General features: G+C 63.8%; 16 protein-coding genes and 3 pseudogenes. 8 read left to right on the top strand and 11 right to left on the bottom strand.

What is annotated here, in order from left to right; translation table 11 throughout:
• Positions 1-45: 45 nt before the first annotated feature.
• From yfdX1 to PCQ86_RS11900, 7 genes and pseudogenes are all read right to left on the bottom strand, one after another.
• A complete protein-coding gene (yfdX1, locus tag PCQ86_RS11930; RefSeq protein ID WP_270173823.1) occupies positions 46-960 on the bottom strand; it encodes a heat resistance protein YfdX1 in 915 nt (304 codons plus the stop codon).
• A 22-nt stretch (positions 961-982) separates the two neighbouring features.
• Positions 983-1,429, bottom strand: a pseudogene (locus tag PCQ86_RS11925) (Hsp20/alpha crystallin family protein).
• Between the two features lie 78 nt (positions 1,430-1,507).
• Entirely contained in the window at positions 1,508-3,337 is a 1,830-nt protein-coding gene (ftsH, locus tag PCQ86_RS11920) for an ATP-dependent zinc metalloprotease FtsH (RefSeq protein WP_270173822.1), read from the bottom strand.
• Positions 3,338-3,364: 27 nt separating this feature from the next.
• Positions 3,365-4,795, bottom strand: coding sequence for a cardiolipin synthase (cls, locus tag PCQ86_RS11915; RefSeq protein ID WP_270173821.1), 1,431 nt, complete (start codon positions 4,793-4,795; stop codon positions 3,365-3,367).
• A gap of 16 nt (positions 4,796-4,811) precedes the next feature.
• Positions 4,812-7,661 (bottom strand): heat shock survival AAA family ATPase ClpK, encoded by a 2,850-nt coding sequence (gene clpK, locus PCQ86_RS11910; RefSeq protein ID WP_270173820.1) that lies wholly within the window; start codon positions 7,659-7,661, stop codon positions 4,812-4,814.
• Between the two features lie 92 nt (positions 7,662-7,753).
• Positions 7,754-8,323 (bottom strand): Hsp20/alpha crystallin family protein, encoded by a 570-nt coding sequence (locus tag PCQ86_RS11905; RefSeq protein WP_270173819.1) that lies wholly within the window; start codon positions 8,321-8,323, stop codon positions 7,754-7,756.
• 32 nt (positions 8,324-8,355) lie between these two features.
• Positions 8,356-8,628 (bottom strand): helix-turn-helix domain-containing protein, encoded by a 273-nt coding sequence (locus PCQ86_RS11900; RefSeq protein WP_103738930.1) that lies wholly within the window; start codon positions 8,626-8,628, stop codon positions 8,356-8,358.
• A 274-nt stretch (positions 8,629-8,902) separates the two neighbouring features.
• Between PCQ86_RS11900 and PCQ86_RS11895 the strand changes: the two are divergent.
• Positions 8,903-9,186 (top strand): annotated as a pseudogene (locus PCQ86_RS11895) (IS110 family transposase); the annotation flags it as partial.
• A 243-nt stretch (positions 9,187-9,429) separates the two neighbouring features.
• On the opposite strand, the gene PCQ86_RS11890 reads toward PCQ86_RS11895, so the two are convergent.
• From PCQ86_RS11890 to PCQ86_RS11880, 4 genes and pseudogenes are all read right to left on the bottom strand, one after another.
• A complete protein-coding gene (locus PCQ86_RS11890; RefSeq protein ID WP_333489908.1) occupies positions 9,430-10,419 on the bottom strand; it encodes a tyrosine-type recombinase/integrase in 990 nt (329 codons plus the stop codon).
• A 45-nt stretch (positions 10,420-10,464) separates the two neighbouring features.
• Positions 10,465-10,509: pseudogene (locus PCQ86_RS19785) on the bottom strand (hypothetical protein); the annotation flags it as partial.
• A gap of 510 nt (positions 10,510-11,019) precedes the next feature.
• Positions 11,020-11,724, bottom strand: a complete 705-nt coding sequence (locus PCQ86_RS11885) for a hypothetical protein (RefSeq protein WP_270173818.1) — start codon at positions 11,722-11,724, stop codon at positions 11,020-11,022.
• Positions 11,721-12,377 (bottom strand): hypothetical protein, encoded by a 657-nt coding sequence (locus PCQ86_RS11880; protein WP_029578164.1) that lies wholly within the window; start codon positions 12,375-12,377, stop codon positions 11,721-11,723. The genes PCQ86_RS11885 and PCQ86_RS11880 overlap by 4 nt, the downstream gene beginning before the upstream one ends.
• Before the next feature lie 515 nt (positions 12,378-12,892).
• On the opposite strand from PCQ86_RS11880, the gene PCQ86_RS11875 reads away from it, so the two are divergent.
• The 7 genes from PCQ86_RS11875 (at position 12,893) to PCQ86_RS11845 (ending at position 18,538) form a co-directional block, all read left to right on the top strand.
• A complete protein-coding gene (locus tag PCQ86_RS11875; RefSeq protein WP_270173817.1) occupies positions 12,893-13,654 on the top strand; it encodes a hypothetical protein in 762 nt (253 codons plus the stop codon).
• 110 nt (positions 13,655-13,764) lie between these two features.
• The gene (locus PCQ86_RS11870) at positions 13,765-13,983 is read left to right on the top strand and encodes an AlpA family transcriptional regulator (RefSeq protein ID WP_009461157.1); all 219 of its coding nucleotides are present in this window, start codon (positions 13,765-13,767) and stop codon (positions 13,981-13,983) included.
• Positions 13,984-14,025: 42 nt separating this feature from the next.
• Positions 14,026-14,892: a ParA family protein gene (locus PCQ86_RS11865; RefSeq protein ID WP_043223302.1), complete on the top strand. Its 867-nt coding sequence runs from the start codon at positions 14,026-14,028 to the stop codon at positions 14,890-14,892.
• The gene (locus PCQ86_RS11860) at positions 14,876-15,124 is read left to right on the top strand and encodes a type II toxin-antitoxin system HicA family toxin (RefSeq protein ID WP_142096545.1); all 249 of its coding nucleotides are present in this window, start codon (positions 14,876-14,878) and stop codon (positions 15,122-15,124) included. Before PCQ86_RS11865 ends, PCQ86_RS11860 begins: the two co-directional genes overlap by 17 nt.
• Entirely contained in the window at positions 15,117-16,754 is a 1,638-nt protein-coding gene (locus PCQ86_RS11855) for a ParB family protein (protein ID WP_270173816.1), read from the top strand. Before PCQ86_RS11860 ends, PCQ86_RS11855 begins: the two co-directional genes overlap by 8 nt.
• A 17-nt stretch (positions 16,755-16,771) precedes the next feature.
• A complete protein-coding gene (locus PCQ86_RS11850; RefSeq protein ID WP_270173815.1) occupies positions 16,772-17,332 on the top strand; it encodes a DUF2857 domain-containing protein in 561 nt (186 codons plus the stop codon).
• A 3-nt stretch (positions 17,333-17,335) separates the two neighbouring features.
• Positions 17,336-18,538 carry an STY4528 family pathogenicity island replication protein gene (locus PCQ86_RS11845; RefSeq protein ID WP_270173814.1) on the top strand — a complete coding sequence of 401 codons (1,203 nt, stop codon included), beginning with the start codon at positions 17,336-17,338 and terminating at the stop codon, positions 18,536-18,538.
• Positions 18,539-18,581: the final 43 nt, after the last annotated feature.

Here is an 18,581-nt window from a genome sequence, read left to right as displayed (position 1 = left end):
AACATCGCGAGACTGACCGACCGAACAGTCGGCCCCTTCATCACCTCAAAACAGCTTTTGGAGGCGCGTCTTCAACTCGTCGAACCATCCCTTGCCGCTTTTGCCACCAGCCGACTTTTGCTCAATGGACTTCACCTGATCGAAGATGGGTTTGAAATCCGCCTTCTTGCCATAACCCAGGACCTGCGCCATCTCGATCTCCGTGCGCACGGACGACAGCAAGGTGCTGAGCTCCTCGTTCTGCTTGGCATCGCGCTTGTCGGTCTCGGCCAGCTTTTCAGCTTTTGCCATCGCGGCTTCAGCCCGTAGCACGGGCAGAGGAAAGGCGACCGAGGTCACCACCAGCGTGTTCAGTGCTCGGGCGAGTTCCGCCTTGGCGTCGTCGATCTTGCCGCTGTCGATGAGCCGTGCGGCCGACTTGATCGCTGCCGGGTACGTTGCCATCGGCAGGTTGTCGGTTTCGATCACGATTTCGCTGGCCAGATTGGCGACGATGGGCCGGGCCTTTTGCAGCTCGCCATCACCCAACAACTCCCGAGACAACTTGACCGCCTTCTTCACCGATTCCACGTTGGCGTGGATATCGTGGGTGATGACGCGTACATCGACCGGCGCCAAAGCAAGTTTGGCGTCGCGTGCCAATACCAGTTCCAGCTTTCCGCTGGCCAGTTCCAGCGCAGCGAGCGCCTCCTTGGTCTTCTTTGCATCAAGGAGTGTCAAAGCCTCCTGGGTCTTGGTGAGCGCCGTGATGGCGTCCTGAGTGAGCTCAGCACGCTTTTTTTCGGCTTCCCGGGCGGCCTTGTCATCTACCTGTGGCTGCGCCGCCTTGGATGCGGCAGAGGGTGCTGCAGCACCTGGGCTAGAACCTGCCGCCGATTGGGCCTGAGCCGGTCCGCTCAGTCCGACGACGACCGCCAGGGCTAGTGCGGAGAAGGTTGATTGGGGCTGTTTGATATTCATGATCTTGGGCTCCTAATTAAAGTTAGTTGACTGAGATTTCAATCTGTTTCGGTTTGGCTTGCTCGGCCTTGACAAGCCGCACTTCCAGCGCGCGAAGCCGTCACTTTGGTCGGATCAACTTTGTCAGGCAAGACAAAGCTGCGCACAAAGCGGCCATACGCACGTTCGATGCGGTGGAACTTCTTGCCCTGCTCCTCTTTTTCCAGTTTGCTCTCGCCGCTGATGGTGAGCACGCCGTTTTCCGCGCTGACGCGCACGGCATCCTTGGGGACCTCCGGCAGATCCAGCTTGAGGAGGAATGCGTTCTCATCCTCGCTGATGTCCACCATTGGTGCCCAGTCCGCCGTGGTCATGGCTTCGTTGCCGGTACGGGCGCCCTGTCGCTGGGGTGTCCGTCCCAACATCGTCGCCAGGCGGTTTTGCAATTCATCCAGTTCCGGAAGGGGTCCCACGGAGTCAATGCAGACATATCGGTTCTCCTTGAACAATGCCGGCGAATTGGATGACGCACCGAACAGAGCCGCCGGCTCACTCTGAATAGCGCCTACTACTTTTCGTTTCCATCAAGAACAAGTCCTTGGGTCAATTGAAGGATGTCGTTCTCGTCGAGTGTTTCCCGCGCCAGCAGTTCGCGCGCACAACGCTCCAGCACCGCGCGGTTGGTGTCGAGGATCCGGTAGGCGCGCTCGAACACGCCCATCACGATGTCGCGGATGGCCTGATCGATGCGCGCCTGGGTCGATTCGGCCACCCGGCAGCCGCCGTGGGCCAGCTCGGGGACGTCGAGAAAACGCGGCCGCTGCGCCTCAAACGCGATGTAGCCGAGCCCCTCGTCCATGCCAAAGCGGGTGATCATGTCGCGCGCGATGTCGGTGGCTCGCGCCAGATCGTCTGCGGCACCGGTCGACAGTTCGCCAAACACCAACTTCTCTGCGGCGCGCCCGCCCAACAGTACGGCGATCTTGTGCTCCAGATCGGCGCGCGTCATCAGGAACCGGTCCTCGGTGGGGCGTTGCAGCGTGTAGCCCAGTGCGCCGATGCCGCGCGGAATGATCGATATCTTGTGTACCGGGTCTGTGCCTGGTAGCGCCAGCGCCACCAAGGCATGGCCCATCTCGTGATAGGCCACCGTCTCGCGCTCCTTCGGGTTGAGGACACGGTTGCGCTTCTCCAAGCCGGCGACGATGCGCTCGATCGCTGCAGTGAAGTCCCGCAGCTCGACCGCACGGGCTTTGCGCCGGGTGGCAGCCAGCGCCGCTTCGTTAACCAGGTTGGCTAGGTCGGCACCAGAAAAGCCGGTCGTCAACGCCGCGACTTGTTCGAGATCGACATCACTGGCCAGGGTAACCTTCTTGACGTGCACCTTCAGGATGTCCAGCCGTCCCTTCTTGTCGGGACGGTCCACCAGCACCTGACGGTCGAAGCGACCGGCGCGAAGCAAGGCCTGATCGAGGATCTCCGGCCGGTTGGTGGCTGCAAGGATGATCAGCCCGACCGAGCTGTCGAAGCCATCCATTTCGGTGAGCAACTGGTTCAGCGTCTGCTCACGCTCGTCGTGTCCACCGATCGGTCCTCCGACACCGCGTGCGCGGCCCAGTGCATCGAGTTCGTCGATGAAGATGATGGCCGGCGCCTGCCCGCGGGCCTGCTCGAACAGGTCGCGCACACGGGCCGCACCCACGCCGACGAACATCTCGACAAACTCTGATCCGGAGATGGAGAAGAAGGGCACCGCCGCCTCGCCGGCAACAGCCTTGGCCAGCAATGTCTTGCCGGTGCCCGGTGGGCCGACCAGCAACACGCCCTTGGGAATGCGCGCCCCGAGCCGTCCATACTCCTGCGGATTCTTGAGGAAATCGACGATCTCAACCAACTCCGCCTTGGCTTCATCGACGCCAGCGACATCGGCAAAGGTCACGCCAGTGTTCTTCTCCATGAATACCTTGGCACGGCTCTTGCCGATGCTCAGGAAGCCACCCATGCCCTGCTTCTCGGCGAAGCGGCGGAACAGGAAGAACCAGACGCCGAAGAAGGCCACCGCCGGCAGAATCCAGGAGAGCACATCACGTAGCCAGGTGCTTTCCACCACCCGCGCGTAAGGCACGTCGTACTTGGACAGCCGCTCGGCCAGGTCGGGTTCGACGCGAGTGGCCACGATGGTGGTCTTGCCCCGGCTGTCCGGCGATTTCATGCGCCCGGTGACCGTGCGGTCCGACACCAGCACTTCGGCGACGCGCCCCTCGGCCAGCGCCTTCTCGAATTCGCTGTAGGGCACGGGCTCGACGGTCTTGGCCGCCTGCCAGTAGTTCTGCAGCGTCAGCAGCAACAGGCCGGCGACGATCCAGTAGCCAATGTTCCATTGATCTTTCTTTTCCATGGGCAATGTTCCTCGCAAGTCGTGCCGCTAGAGAATGGGGGTGAACAGACGGGCCACCCCGTCGCGCAAGCGGATGGCCAGCGGGCGGGCGCGCGACTCCATGGCCGATATCTCGTTCGATGCATCACGGGCGGCATCAAAAAGGGATTCCAGCCGCGTAGACAGCGCGGTGTCGTACACCTCCACATTGAACTCGAAGTTGAGGCGCAGGCTGCGCGCATCCCAATTGGCCGAACCCAGGCAGCACCACTGGCCGTCTATCAACATCAGCTTGCTGTGGTCGAACGGGCCAGGCCGTTCGAAGATGCGTACACCGTGCTCCAGCACCTGCCAGTAGTGGGCGCGCGCAGCCCATTGCACCGAGGGATGGTCACCGTTCGCAGGCGTCAGCACGTCGACACGCACGCCGCGCAACGCGGCCGTGCTTAGCGCCGCGATCATCGGCTGATCGGGGACGAAGTAAGGTGTCCAGATGCGCACCGAATGCTTCGCGGCGCTCAAAGCGCCCATGAAGGTCCAGCGCATCCGGTCCAGGGCCTCATCGGGACCGGCCTCGATGCCGCGCGCCCAAGAGGTTCCTTGCTCATCAGCCGTCGCGGGCGGTTCGCCCCAGAAACCCTCGTTGAGCCGCTCGCCCGTGGTATCGCACCAATCATCGGTGAAGCACCGCATCAGATGCGCAATCAGCGGCCCGCGCAGACGAAAGTGCAAATCGTGACAGGCCCGGCCCGGCGCATCGGGCCGCCAATACGGGCTGAAGATGTTCATGCCGCCGGTGAAACCCGTCTTGCCATCGATCACCAGCAGCTTGCGGTGATTGCGCAGATGCGCGGCATGCAGGCGCGCGGGAATCAACGTCGGGTTGAACGTCGCCGCCGGAACGCCGGCGCGCTGCAAGGCGCGGTAGGCGCTGCGGGGCGTCCAGCGGGCATACACGTCGTCGATCAGCACCCGCACTTGGACGCCGCGCTCATGAGCCCGGCGCAGCGCATCGACGAACTGCGCCCCGATGCCTTGGCTGTCGAAGATGTACGAGGCCAAGGCGACGCTGTACCGCGCCGATTCGATGGCGGCGAGCATGGCCGGGTAGGCCTGCTCGCCATCGACAAGCGGCTCGATGCGGTTGCCGCCGGTCAGCGACTGGCCGGTGGCGCGTCCCACCAGGTGGGCCAGACCGGCAAGCGGCGGCGATACAGCCTCGGGCATCGTGGGCGAGAGGTCCTGCCGAACAGCAGGATCTGCCCCCGTGAAGAGCCGCCGCGCCCGCCGCTGGTAACGGTTGATGCCGAACAGCCCATAAAGCAGCGAACCGCCCAGCGGCAACAAGGCGATCAGCAGTACCCACAGCGTGGCCGATCGAGGGTCACGCTTGTAGATGACCGCGTGCCCCGCTGTGGGGATAGCGACCGCCAGCGACACGAGGGTGGCTGCCCATGTCAGCCCGTTGGGGTCGGACACGACAGCCTCCCATCGCTCAAGATTCGCCGCCCGCTGACTTCTTCTTGCGCGCAGGCTTGCTCTCGTCGCTAGGCGGCGTCTCGGCCGCTTTCGCGGCATCGGGCTTCTCAGGCTCGGCCGGCTTCGCGGGTGGCTCCTGGCGCTCGAAGACCACCCGTTCGGCCTTGTCGTCCCAGCGGGCGCTGGCGTGATCGGCCTTGCCGATACCGCCACCCAGCATCTCGCGCGCCAGTGCCGTCTCCAGCTCGCTGCGGATCAGCCGCTTGAGCTCACGCGCGCCGAACTCGGGCTTGTAGCCTTCCTCCGCGAAGTGATCGATCAAGGTCTGATCGAAGGTCAGCGTCACGCCTTGGCTGGCGGCGTTGCGGGCCACACGATCGAGCTGCAGGCCGACGATATGGCGGATCTCTTCCTTGCCCAGCGCGTGGAAGACGATGATTTCGTCGATGCGGTTGAGGAACTCGGGGCGGAAGTGTCCGCGCAGCACGTCCATCACCTCGGCCTTGGTCTTCTCGTATTCCTCGCCGGCGGCGCTGCGGGCCTTCAGCCGACGCTGGATGATGTCCGAGCCCAAGTTCGAGGTGGCGATGATGATGGTATTGGTGAAATCCACCACCCGGCCCTTGCCGTCGGTGAGCCGCCCGTCGTCGAACACCTGCAGCAGGATGTTGTAGACGTCGGGGTGAGCCTTCTCGATCTCGTCCAGCAGCAACACGCTGTAGGGCTTGCGACGCACCTTCTCGGTGAGCTGGCCGCCCTCGTCATAGCCCACATAACCCGGAGGCGCGCCCACCAGGCGTGCCACGGTATGGCGTTCCCCGTACTCGGACATGTCGATGCGCAGCAGCGCACCTTCATCGCCATAGATGGACTCGGCCAGCGCCTTGGCGAGCTCGGTCTTGCCCACGCCGGTCGGCCCGAGGAACAGAAAAGTCGCCACCGGCTTGCTGCCTTCGCGCAGGCCCGCGCGCGACAACCGCACGGCATCGGCCACCGCGCGCACCGCTTCGTCCTGGCCCACCAGGCGCTCGTGCAGCCGCTGCTCCAGATGCAGCAGCTTCTCGCGTTCTTCCACCGTCAGCTCGTTGACCGGAATGCCGGTCAGGCGCGAGACGATCTGCGCGACATGCTCGGCCTTGACTTCGGCGCTGCCCGAGGCGCGCTCGCGTTCCCATTCCTCGACAAGCTTCTTGAGTTCAGTCTCCTTGGCCTCGATGTGCTTGCCCAGCTCGGCGGCCTTGTCGTACTGCTTGCGCGAGGCCATATAGTCCTGCTCACGCCGCAGCTGGTGCAGTTCGGACTCCAGCTCTTGCACCGCCACCGGGCGGGCCGTGGCCGACAGCTTCACGCGTGCGGCAGCCTGGTCGAGCAGGTCGATGGCCTTGTCGGGCAAAAAGCGCGCGGTGATGTAACGGTCGGACAACTCGGCGGCGGCGATGATCGCATCCTCGGTGATGCTGACCTTGTGGTGCGCCTCGAAGGTGTCGCGCAGGCCGCGCAGGATCATCATGGTCTGCGCTACCGTCGGCTCGGGCACCATCACCGGCTGGAAGCGACGCTCCAGCGCGGCATCCTTCTCGATGTACTTCTGATACTCGTTGAGCGTGGTGGCGCCGATCAGGTTCAGTTCGCCGCGCGCCATCATCGGCTTGAACACGTTGGCCACGTCCAGCCCGCCTTCGCCGCCACCCTGGCCGGCACCGACGATGGTGTGCACCTCGTCGATGAAGAGAATCAGCTCACCCTGGTGCTCGGTCACTTCCTTGAGCACCTTCTGCACGCGCTCCTCGAACTCGCCGCGGTACTTGGCGCCGGCCACCATGGCATTGATGTTGAGTTCCACCAGGCGCTTGTCGCGCAGCGTCTCGGGCACTTCGCCGGCGACCATGCGCTGCGCCAGCCCTTCGACGATGGCGGTCTTGCCGACGCCGGGCTCGCCGATCAGCACCGGGTTGTTCTTCTTGCGCCGGGCCAGCACCTCGATGGTCGTCTCGATCTCCTGCGCGCGGCCGATGACCGGATCGAGCTTGCCCTCGCGCGCCATCTTGGTGAGGTCGCGCGAATACTTGTCGAGTTCCGGCGTGTTGGTCGGCGTCTCGGCACGGCCGTCCTCGGCCCCCTTGCCGACCACCTTGCTCACCTGCTGGCGCAGCGCCTGCGGCGTGAGCCCGTAGCGGCGCAGCAGGTTGGCTGCCAAGCCTTCGCCTTCTTCGGCCAGGCCGATCAGAAAGTGCTCTGGCCCCACATAGGAATGACTCAACTCGTTGGAGGCCACGAAGGCACGGCTGAGCGCATCCTTGACACGTGGCGACACGCCGATCTCGCCCTCGAACGGCTTGTCGCCACGCTTGGCTTCGGATTCGATCTGCCGCTTGAGGTCATCGACCTTGATCTTGAACTGCCCCAGGATGGTCTTGACCACGTCGCTGTCGGATAGCGCCAGCAGCAGATGTTCGGTATCCACCTCGGAGCGGCCAAATTCGGCAGCGTGTTTGGCGGCCTCCTGCAGCAGGGCTTCCGACTGTTCGCTGATACGGCTGGCGAGCCCACTGCCGCGCCGGCGCGTTGTACCCGTAGCAGCCGGGGCGGGTTCGCCGAACGAGGCATCGACCACCTCGTCGGTATCGGCCGCCATGGACGGCGAATCGTCACCGATGCGGAAGAAGTCGCTGCCGAGGAAGTCTTCGAACAAGCCGCTGCGCGAGCCAAACAAGGCTTCCAGCGGCGAGACGGTGCGCTTTTGCTGGCGCACCAGTTGGCGATAGTGATCGTCACACAACAGCATGGTGCTGTGACGACCATTGAGATTGGCTTCCACCCGCACCGTGGCGGGCTGGCCGCAGACCTGGCATTGTTTTCTGGCCATGCTCATGCTCCTGTAAAAATTGATTTGATGAGACGCCGCCGATCACGGCGCCTCATCCTTTTGTGGTTTTGAGAAAAGCGAGCCGACCAGCGTCAGCCGTTGATCGGGATCGAGCGGCCCTGCTTGGGCGCACTGGCCTCGCGCTTTTCCATCGTGATCGTGAGCACGCCGTTCTTGAAAGCGGCCTTGATCGTGTCCTGGTTGGCATCGGCCGGCAGGTTCAGAGCGCGCTGAAAGCTGCCGTAGGAGCGCTCCACCCGGTGGAAACCACCGTCTTTGGTTTCCTGCTCCTGGCGCTTTTCACCGCGCACCAGCAACACATCGTTATCGAGCGTGATCTGAATGTCCTTTTCCTCGACGCCGGGAACCTCCAAAGAAATCTTGTACTGCTTGTCTGTTTCCTGGATGTCCAGCGCCGGCTTCAGCATGCCCGGCCAGTCCGCCGGCCAGCGCGGCAAGGCCAGCGCCGGGAAACCGAAGCCCCGGAACGCATCATCGAACAGGCGATCGATTTCGCGATGCAATTGCAGGATGGGGCTGACCGGCCCGCCTGCCGCCGGCAGGTCATTGCGCTGCACCGGCAGTGAGGCGGTGCTCTGTTGTTCTTCCTGCTCCTTTTTGAACCAGTTCCAGGGAGCCAATTTCTTGAAATCAATATCCATGTCATACCTCCAGAAATCAATTGAAGACTCACTCAATCCGTTTGCCCGCGGCGACGGACAGCGCGCCCAGACGACACGGGATGTTTCGCTGACTTCGGCTGTTCATCTACCTCCTTCTTTCTGCCTGCTTGGATCTGATCATTGATCCATCGATCGATTTCACTTTGACGAAACCGCCACGTCCCGCCGACCTTGAAGGCCGGAATCTCCCCGTGCGAGGCGAGCCGGTAAAGCGTCCGCTTGCCGACTTTCAAGTAGGCAGCCAACTCGTCGAGTGTGAAGATCGCCTGCTGGCGCGCTGTCATACCACCCCCACTAGTTCCGTCGTCACGCGGCCTCGCTCGAGGAAGTTCTTGCAAGACTTTGCTGGATGTTGCACCTAACATGCAGAAAGTCAAGAGCCAACATCCAGCGATCTGCTGGCCGATCGATGTGAATCAATCGTAAGCAGCGAGGAAACAAATGTTGGCTGCCGCCGCGATGGTGCTCCCCAAGTCGTCAATCTGTAGCCATGTGAAGGGGAAGTCCATGAACGAGATTGCGCGAGTCGGGGTGGATCTGGCTAAGCGGGTTATCTAGGTGCATGCGGTGGATGCGCGCGTGGTGGTTGCCAAGGCGCTGGCCGCTGACAAGTTTGCGGCCTGGTGCGCGCAGCTGCCTCCCGGCTGCCTGGTGGCCCTGGAGGCCTGCGGCGGTGCGCATCACTGGGCACGCAAGCTGCGCGGCTATGGGCTGGATGCGCGGCTGATCGCAGGCCACTTCGTCACGCCCTACCGCATGGCCGGCAAGGGACGCAAGAACGGTTCGGCCGATGGGCAACCCGCCCGCACATGCGCTTCGTGCCGGTGAAGACGCCGGCGCAGACGCTGCTGGCTGCGCGCACATGAGGATTTCATCAATCAAGTCCTTGGCTTTGGTTACCCAATCCACCAAGTCACCCAAGGCCACTGCTTCCGATACAGCCATTTCGCGGTCAATGTGATTTACAGTCCCAGTAGCCATTTTCAAAGATCCTTTTGATGATGGTCAGGCGGCCAGGTTGTTCTCAGGCTTCCCGGTCGCCGCCTTTTTGCCCTGCATAGTCCGGCGCAGGGCTTGCCGGTATCTCAGGCCCGCAGGGGAACTACGTCCGCGCCCTGGCGCAGCTTGTCGAGATAGTCCGCCCACTCGTTCATCATCTTTCGGCGTTGGGTCATGAACTCCGCGCGGTCGTAGGCCATGCCCAGGGGGCCGCTTTTGCCGTGGGCCAATTGCGCCTCGATCACATCGGGCGCCACGTTCAGGTTCTCCACGATCAGCGTGCGCGCCATTGCACGGAAGCCGTGGGCGGTCATCGTTTCGTTGTCATAGCCCATTCTGCGGAGCGCGGTGTTTACCGTGTTTTCGCTCATGCGCCGGCCTTCACCCAGCAGGGAAGGGAAGACATACTTGTGATGGCCAGTGAGTGGTTTCAGGCGCTGAAGACTTTTCACGGCTTGCGGGGACAGCGGCACATAGTGCGGGCGTCCGCTCATCTTGGCTTGCTTGGTGCGCTTCATCTTGACGGCGGGGATCGTCCACAGGGCATTGTCGAAGTCCAGCTCGGCCCATTCCATTTGCCTGATTTCGCCGGGGCGCTGGAATGTCAGGGCGGAAAGCAGGAGGGCTTCACGGGTGACAGGACTGCCGTTGTAAATCTCCATGTCGCGCAGTAGCTGGCCCGCCTGTTTTGGCGTCAGCACTGCGGCCATGTGGCGCACCAGCACGGCTTGCAGAGCGTCTTTGAGAGGGGCGGTAGGGTCTGCGGTGGCGCGGCCCGTGGCGATGGCGTAGCGGAATGTCTGGCCCGCGTACTGGCGCAGCGAATGGGCGGTTTCCCGTTTTCCCTGCTTCTCCACGCGGCGCAGGGTGTCCAAGATCAGCGGGGGCGTGATGCTGTCCAGGGGCAGGGGGCCGATGTAGGGGAACAGGTTCGCTTCGGACATGCGCAGCCACTTGCCAGCATAGGCGGCGCTCCACTCACGTTCCTTCAGGCCGTGCAGCTCGCGGGCAATCGCTTCATAGGTGTTTGCGCTACTGACGCGGGCTGTCGCCTTGGCCACCTTGCGTTGCTGCACAGGGTCTGCGCCTGTGGAAAGCAGCTTGCGGGCGTCATCGCGTGCGAAGCGGGCCTGCTTCAGCGTGACTTCGGGATAGTTGCCAAGCGCAAGGCGCTTTTCCTTGCCGACGGAACGGTACTTCCAAAACCAGCGCTTGGAACCGTTGGGGTGACTTCCAGGTACAGGCCACCAGCATCGGCAAAGCGGGCGCGCGGCTTATCAGGAGGGCAAGTGGTTGATTTACAAGCGATTTCTGTCAGCATGGGGGAACAGATTCAGAGCAAAGGCAATGAATTTGCCTCGTTCCCCCAGATTGTTCCCCCGCAGTCCGTGCGCTGTAAAGATTGCCTATGACTGCTTGTGACGGCTTAAATCAGCCTAACCTGTTGATTTTCCGGTGGTTTTGGCTGGATATGACGCAACATGAATTGTTGCAATGGAGCGGGCGATGGGAACATCACGCCGCACTCAACCCGTTGATTGATAACGAGTTTCTTCCGTTGGCGCTACGGAATTAGGCCAGATTATGTACCAGCCCCACCTGCCCGGCAACCCGGGATCGTCTGCCATCGCCCAGCAACGTCCATGCACAGCCACCAGGCTCATGTCCAGATGCGCCTATAGGCCGAGACTGTGCTTCGCTGCGCCGAAGTTTGGGGCGTACTCCACACCAACGTCCTCTAGATCGGCAGCGATTTCATCTTGAAGACGTCGGGTGTTCGGCGCGAAATACTCCTTCGTATTCGACGAGGCGAACACGATCGGCGCCACCAGCCCTGCGGAGCGAAGCTGGCCAGCCGCCTCGATATAGGCTTCGACGATCACGCAATCCTTCATTGATTCTTTACCCAGTCGGGCGGGAGCACGAGGTTCGTTGACTCGCTTGAACGCACGGCTGGCGACCCCATCGTTGTGCGGCACCACGCTGGCAACGTCCCGCCACCTGTTCAGCACTGTCCTGGCCCGCGCGACGTGTCCCTCAAGGTGGTCCAGCGGCAACATTCCCTGGGCACCGTAGGCCAAGGCCACTTCATGGATACGTTGAGCTTGTGCCCGGAACCTTGCCAAAGCGTTTCGAGCCTCTACCTCGACGCCAGCGACATGAGCAGCAAGCTCGATGGTCACCTGTTCTGCCATCAGAACAATCAGATCGGAGCCGGCCTCGGCTGCCGCAAGCAAGGCAAGCCCGGCGCTGGCATCGTGTGCTACCGCTGTTTCGCGCGTGATGTCACGGATGACGTCAAGGACGGTGCATGTATCCACGCACAACACTGGCGCGTTTAAAGCAACCAAGTCGTCAATGACTGGAGTATTCAGGCTCATGTATGCGACTGGTCATACTGTTCAAGCAGTCCGAGTGCGAATTCATAGTCGATGGCCAAGTCCTGCGCCCGCCCTGCGGACCAGGCCTCCACCTCGACAAGCCACCGTGCCAATTGGTCACTATCCAGTCGTTTCGATGCACGGTGCGCGGCAATCAGGAACGCGTACCAGCGCTCCTTGTCCATGGGATGGGCCGCACCTGTGGACTTATTGGCGAGCCGCGAAAAGCGCCGCAGGGCTGCTGCCGGTTCGGCATCCAGCCAATCATCAAGAGTCTGGTTGGGAGAGGTCAGTTCGACGCCGAAACCGCCGGCCCGGGACGCCGGTTCCGCGACTTGGGCGACGAAGTCGCGAAGAATCGCGTTGTACTTGTCAATACCAAGCTCACCGACGTTTCGCGGCACAATATTGGAAACCTTGTAGCCATCAGGCTCTTGCCACAGCACCAGAGCCGATTCATCGACGTCGTCGAATGCAGATCGTACAAGCACGATCACATCGTCGTCGCCCATGTGTTGCTTGAGGTCTTCTTCCCGCTCAGCGTCGTGACGCCAAGAGCCACCCACCTGCGCGAGGATGCCACTGCGCATTGCGGTTGCTGTCTTGCCCCTGAGGTGAAGATGCTGGAAGACCGTGATCGGCTTTTCTGTCATTTCGGTTGCCCGCAATAGAACTGTTGATGTTCTGAAACTTGTCGGTAAATCGATGGCATTCGCCTGTCATTCTTTCTTGATCTGAACGAAGACCCGTGCCGTCTGGCTCGAAGCCTCATCGTTGCCCGTCGAGACGGCGTCGCCACGCCTGGTGCCACCCGAACCGCGTCTGCTGAAAGACCCTCGGCGTCTGACATGCGGGTGATGCCCAGACTTGAAAGCACGTAGACCGAATGCGTCTTTCGCCGCGATGGCATCTGTAGCAAAACCTCACCACCAAGCCTCCCCGCCTCGGGCGAGAAACATCTTGAAGCATACCGCCACGCAGAGGCTCGGTGTTGGTGGACAAGGTGCCACATCGACTGGTTGCTGGGGTGAGCATTGCAGCCATTCGCCGTCACTACAACCTTTCCACAAGCCAAGTCGCCACCGCTCCGCGCCGCGAAGGTGTGGATGGCGTCGACCAGACCACGAGAAAAGCCGATGTCCTGAACCCGTTCACCAGGGAGTAGCCCATGAGAAAGTCATCTTCTTCCGGCGCCCAAGCCAAGGTCTTCTATCGTCCGATCGAGGCGGCCATCCAGTGGGCGGGACTGTCACGCTTCGAGCGCCGTATCCTTGATATTGCCGAAGGGATGAACCGGCTGCCGGAGCACGCTGCGCTGGCGCGCTGGCCACAGCTTCGCCTGAACGCGGAACGGATCTACGACGCACTGTTGCATCTCGACCTTCCCTACGGCAAGGATGGCATCACGAGCAACGACCCCGCCTTGCTCGATGACCCCGGCCTCACGATCCGACATGTCGATCTGAAGGCCTGGATGATCCGCTTCTATCCCGACCAGCGACCGGCCTTCCTGTTCGATGCCTTCGAGCGTCACCTGCATCCGGCCGTCAGTGTCGATGCTGTGCAGGCACTGGTCATGGATCGCGAGGCATTGAAGCTCCAGCTTGCCGACAGGGTGCAAGCCTGGGATGCGCTCTATGCCCAGTTCCAGACGCTCAGCCAGGAGCACCAGGCGCGCACGGAGCGCGAGAAGCGTTCCGGGGTGCCGGGCGCCCGCAGTGAGTCCACCTACCTGAACATCGTTGGCGGTCTTCTGACCCTGCTGCTGGGCAAGTCGCCCAATGGCGTTCCCTATTCGTCCTTCGAGACGCTGGAATCGGTCATCAGTGCGTTGGTTGCCCATTACGGCGACAAATCCGGGATCAGCGAGCGAACGCTGTGGGCGAAGTTTTCGGCAGCCAAGCGTCATCTCGCCACCCAGGACCGCTGACTGCAAGTGCAGACGGCGTGTCTGCACTTGCGGTGACTGCGCGGGAACCGCGCTATTGAATACGGGGCACGTCCATCACCGCCGCTACACAGCGCCAAGGAGTGTCCCTCGTGACTGCCCAGACCATCGCCACCGCGACGCCGAACGAACACCGCATCCTGCGCCGCGCGGAAGTCGAGGCCAAGACCGGCTTCAAGCGCGCCCACATCTACAACCTGATCAAGGAGGGCAAGTTTCCCAAGCCCCTGCGCCTCGGGGTACGCGCCATCGGCTGGGATTCGGTGGAGATCGATCAGTGGATCACCGATCGACTCAGGGAGCGGGCGTGAGCCCGCGCGCCCCCCGGAATCCCTTCCACGAGGAGTCGCGCCATGCAGGTGGTATCCATCATTTCGACCAAGGGTGGCGTCGGCAAGACGACCACCGCGGCGAACCTGGGCGGCTTCATCGCCGATGCAGGGCTGCGCGTGCTGCTGCTGGACCTGGACGTACAGCCCACCTTGTCGAGCTACTTCACGCTCGGCACGCATGCGCCTGCCGGTATCTACGAGATGCTGGCCTTCAACGAGCAGCGTATCGAGCAATTGGCTTCGCAGACCGCTGTGGCGGGTCTCGACCTGGTGGTCTCGAACGACCACCGCGGCGAACTGAACACACTGCTGCTGCACGCACCCGACGGCCGGCTGCGCCTGCGTCACCTGCTCCCCGCGCTGGCGCCGCACTACGACCTGCTGCTGATCGATACCCAGGGAGCGCGCAGTGTGCTGCTGGAGATGGCGGTACTGGCCTCCAGCCTGGCGCTGTCGCCGGTGACACCGGAAATCCTGGCGGCGCGTGAGCTGAGGCGCGGCACGCTGCAACTGATCGAGGACATAGCTCCGTATCGGCACCTCGGCATCGAGCCGCCACCGCTGCGCTTGCTCATCAACCGTGTGCATCCGGTTTCGTCGAACGCCCGACTGATCCAGCAGGCCCTGCGCCAGGTGTTCCAGGCGCACGCTGGCATACAGGTCCTGAACACCGACGTCCCGGCCATCGAAGCCTACCCACGTGCCGCAACACGGGGGCTGCCAGTGCATCGCGTCGAGTACCGGCAACCAGTGGGCCGTACTGCGCCTGCGGCGTTGGAGACGATGCGTGCGCTAGCTGGCGAGCTGTTCCCGGCATGGCGGGAGCGCTTCGCGTGCGTTACCGGCAGAGGCCGCGCAGGGGGAGCCAGTCATGGCGAACGCGCATGAACTGGCCCGCGGCCATGCGCGGCTGCGCGCGCTGATCGAGTTCGCGCTGGGCGAAGGTTGGCACGTGAAACGCACGCGCGGCGGGCACCTGATGTTCACCAAGCCCGGCTGCGCCGCGATCTACACCAGTTCGACCGCGAGCGATCACCGCGCCAGCCGCAACGCTCGCGCGCAGCTTCGCCGCGCCGATCGACAGGCACCGGTGGCATCTCGGGAGAGCAGCGATGGCTGAGTCGACGCCGCAGGACATGGCCGCCAAGCTGCTGGCCACCGGCTTCGAACGCAGCGGTCCTTCGGCCGCTGCCCTGACCGACCCCATCGCCGATACGCCGATGGTGGTGACGCTGGACGAGTTGCGTCCCTATGAACATGACCCACGCGTGACGCGCAACCCGGCCTACGAGGAAATCAAGGCCTCGATCCGCGAGCGCGGGCTGGACGCACCGCCCGCGATCACCCGCCGGCCGGGCGAGGCGCACTACATCATCAGGAACGGTGGCAATACGCGGCTGGCGATCCTGCGCGAATTGTGGAGCGAAATCAAGGAAGAACGCTTCTTCCGCATCGCGTGCCTGTTCCGCCCGTGGCCGGCGCGCGGCGAAATCGTGGCGCTGACCGGGCATCTGGCCGAGAACGAGCTGCGTGGCGGGCTGACCTTCATCGAGCGGGCGTTGGGCATCGAGAAGGCGCGCGAGTTCTACGAGCAGGAAAGCGGCCAGGCACTGTCGCAGAGCGAACTCGCGCGGCGGCTGACTGCCGACGGTTATCCGGTGCCGCAGTCGCACATCAGCCGCATGAACGATGCGGTGCGCTACCTGCTGCCGGCGATCCCGACGCTGTTGTACGGCGGACTGGGCCGGCATCAGGTGGACCGGCTCGCGGTGCTGCGCAAGGCGTGCGAGCGCACCTGGGAGCGGCGTGCGCTGGGCCGCACCGTGGCCGTGGACTTCGCCACCTTGTTTCAGGACGTGCTGACGCAGTTCGACACACAACCGGACGACTTCTCGCCACAGCGGGTGCAGGACGAACTGGTGGGCCAGATGGCCGAGCTGCTGGAGGCGGACTACGACACGCTGGCGCTGGAGATCGACGACAGCGAAAGCCGCCAGCGTGCGCTGACCAGCGAACCGGCGCCTGTCGTGCCTGCTGCTCCTTCCGCACCGGTCTCCGCGCCTCAGCAGCCACCCGTGTCGTCCGGTCCGCGCGACACCACGCCGGTCTCGCCTGCGGCGTCAGCAGCGCCACCGCCTGCATCGCCCGAAGCGCCGCAGGACCAGCACGGACAACGCGACGAGCGCCTGCAAGGGCACATCGTGACACCGGCACCGACCACCGAGCGCCTGCAGTCCATCCAGCGGATGGTCGCCGACCAGCTCGGCGACAAGCTGCCCGACTTCGAGGCCGATGCGCTGCGTGCGATCCCCGTGCAGGCGGGCGGGCTCTATCCCATCTCGGACGTCTGGTACATCGAGCCGAGCTTGGACGTGCCGGATCGCCTGCGTGTGCACATCGCGCAGTTCGCGCGCGAAATCGGCGAGGAAGCGGCGGTCGCCGACCACATCGAGGCCAGCGTCGGCGGCATCGGCTTCGTCTGCGCGGCGCCGGTTGTGGGCCAGGCGAAGGCGCTGCCGGCGTTCGCGCGGGCGGTGCTGACCCTGCTGCATGTGCTGAGTGCGGCGCCGCCCTCCGCGAACGGAGTGGACCGCGCGCGGCTGGCCGACGAGCTGGCTGCGCTGCTGCATGGCCATGGCGGCTCGGCTACACGCCTGAGCGATGCTGCGCTGGTGAAGCTGTTCCGTCTGCTGCGCCTGGCGCGCCGGCTGCTGGATCTGGAAGCCGGCGTAGCGAGCCAGGATTCCTGAGCGCAGGAGGCTTCCGCATGTCGGCACCGCACCCACTCAACCAAGCCGTGATCGCTCAGGCCCTGCATGACTTGCGCAACGGCCAGTTGCGCCGCTGCAAGGCCATGGGCTTCGGCGAGGAAGAGCTGGATGCGCTGAAGCACCCCGAACTCGTGAGCATGCTGGTGAATGCCACGGTATCGTGGTGTTCGGTGTCGGTGAACCGGGATGTGTTGAAGCGGCTGCTGAGCCAGATGCACGACGTGGAGCGGGAGATCGCCACGGTGGACCGCATGCTGCGCCTGGGAGCGAGCACGGAGATGGTCAGCAAGTTCTACGGCCTCACGCATCAGGAAGTGGCGCTGCGCCGCGACATCCTTGGGCTGCCCAAGCGCAAGGGCCGGCATCCGGTGCTCGACGAGGCGCAGGACGTGGCCTTGTGGGAGCGCTGGAAGGCCGGCGTCACCGAGCGCCATATCGCCCTGTCCGACGACATGGCGATGCTGGCGCTGACCATGGATCTGGCCGAGGCGCTGAGCCTGCCGATGTCGGTGGTGTGGGCGGCGATACGCAACTGGATCGACCAGGGGCTGGTGTAGGCCATGACCACGGGTGGCGCACCACGGCGCGAAGGCCCGGTTGCGCTGTCGGCGTTGTTCGACGAGGCGCTGCGGCACCTTGAGCCGAAGGAACCGGCGCAGGGCACGGCGCCGAGCCAGGACGGCTTTCTCTACAGCGGCAACCGCCATGAGAGCGTGCCGCGCCGACTGTTCCTCGACCGGCGCCTGACCCCGCTGGAACGCAACGCCTGGCAGGTGTTCCGCCTGCAGCTCAACGACGACGGCGTGACCGCCTTTCCCACCTACGACCAGCTCCGCCCATATCTGGCGTCCATGCCCTGTGCGGCGCAAGCCTCGCACGAGACCGTGGCGCGCGCCTTGACGCTGCTGCGGCTGACGCGCTGGCTCAGCCTGGTGCGGCGGCGGCGCGATCCCAAGACCGGCCGCATCCAGGGGAACCTCTACGTGCTGCACGACGAACCGCTGTCGCCCTTCGAGGCGATGCAGCTCGACCCCGACTATCTGGGCCTGGTGAGCCAAGCGCTCACGCACGCGGCGAAGGCGGTGCAGGTCGTGGGCATGAACACGCTGCGGGAGATCGCCGAAGACCCGCTGCTCAGCGGGCGCACGCTGCCGACCCGCCTGCAGGTGCTCGCGCAGCGCATGGCACGGCATGGCTGGACGACGCCAGGTTATCCACAGGAGGGTGCGGACCACGAATCCGAAGAAGGCCAGGAAGCCCTGCTTCGGAATGGCGCACGCCCGTCTTCGGAATCCGAAGCAGGGCCGAAACCCGCGCCGGACGGCTCTCTTCGGATTCCGAAGGAGGACCGTACAGTACGTAATGATCGTATAAATGAAGTACGTACAGTACCGCGCGCGAGGGCCTTGCAGAACCTGCGGCTGCCGGAGCGTTTCCTGCGCTTGAAGGACGAACAGCAGGCCGGCGCGCTGGTGGCGCTGCAGCAGGTGGACGAAGCGCAGCGGCAGGCCGTTCTCGACGAGTGGGCGGCACGCTGCCACAACAGCGCGGTGCGCAACCCGGCCGGCTACCTGTTCGGCATCATCCAGAAAGCGATCCGCGGAGAGTTCAAGGCGTGGGCGGGCACCGACGCAGCAGCGCCGCTCGCGCCGCGAGCTGCGGGGCCCGCGTCATCGTCGTCGCCTTCGGCCTCCCGCCCAGCCGACCCCGAGGTGGCGCGCGCCTACCTCGCACGGCTGCGTTCAGCCTTGCGCGATCCCTGAGCTATCCCCAGGGGATAGACGGAACAGGTCGCCTTCCGTGGGG

It is taken from the genome of Diaphorobacter sp. ED-3 (assembly GCF_027625375.1).
Taxonomy (GTDB): Bacteria; Pseudomonadota; Gammaproteobacteria; order Burkholderiales; family Burkholderiaceae_C; genus Diaphorobacter; species Diaphorobacter nitroreducens.
Note: the sequence above shows the minus strand (reverse complement) of the source record. Positions and strands in the feature narration are given on the sequence as shown.

Excerpts from the sequence above, each read along its gene's own strand:
- yfdX1 (WP_270173823.1), bottom strand. The coding sequence starts at position 960 with ATGAATATCAAACAGCCCCAATCAACCTTCTCCGCACTAGCCCTGGCG.
- ftsH (WP_270173822.1), bottom strand. The coding sequence starts at position 3,337 with ATGGAAAAGAAAGATCAATGGAACATTGGCTACTGGATCGTCGCCGGC.
- clpK (WP_270173820.1), bottom strand. The coding sequence starts at position 7,661 with ATGGCCAGAAAACAATGCCAGGTCTGCGGCCAGCCCGCCACGGTGCGG.
- PCQ86_RS11905 (WP_270173819.1), bottom strand. The coding sequence starts at position 8,323 with ATGGATATTGATTTCAAGAAATTGGCTCCCTGGAACTGGTTCAAAAAG.
- PCQ86_RS11900 (WP_103738930.1), bottom strand. The coding sequence starts at position 8,628 with ATGACAGCGCGCCAGCAGGCGATCTTCACACTCGACGAGTTGGCTGCC.
- PCQ86_RS11885 (WP_270173818.1), bottom strand. The coding sequence starts at position 11,724 with ATGAGCCTGAATACTCCAGTCATTGACGACTTGGTTGCTTTAAACGCG.
- PCQ86_RS11880 (WP_029578164.1), bottom strand. The coding sequence starts at position 12,377 with ATGACAGAAAAGCCGATCACGGTCTTCCAGCATCTTCACCTCAGGGGC.
- PCQ86_RS11875 (WP_270173817.1), top strand. The coding sequence starts at position 12,893 with ATGAGAAAGTCATCTTCTTCCGGCGCCCAAGCCAAGGTCTTCTATCGT.
- PCQ86_RS11865 (WP_043223302.1), top strand. The coding sequence starts at position 14,026 with ATGCAGGTGGTATCCATCATTTCGACCAAGGGTGGCGTCGGCAAGACG.
- PCQ86_RS11860 (WP_142096545.1), top strand. The coding sequence starts at position 14,876 with ATGGCGAACGCGCATGAACTGGCCCGCGGCCATGCGCGGCTGCGCGCG.
- PCQ86_RS11855 (WP_270173816.1), top strand. The coding sequence starts at position 15,117 with ATGGCTGAGTCGACGCCGCAGGACATGGCCGCCAAGCTGCTGGCCACC.
- PCQ86_RS11850 (WP_270173815.1), top strand. The coding sequence starts at position 16,772 with ATGTCGGCACCGCACCCACTCAACCAAGCCGTGATCGCTCAGGCCCTG.
- PCQ86_RS11845 (WP_270173814.1), top strand. The coding sequence starts at position 17,336 with ATGACCACGGGTGGCGCACCACGGCGCGAAGGCCCGGTTGCGCTGTCG.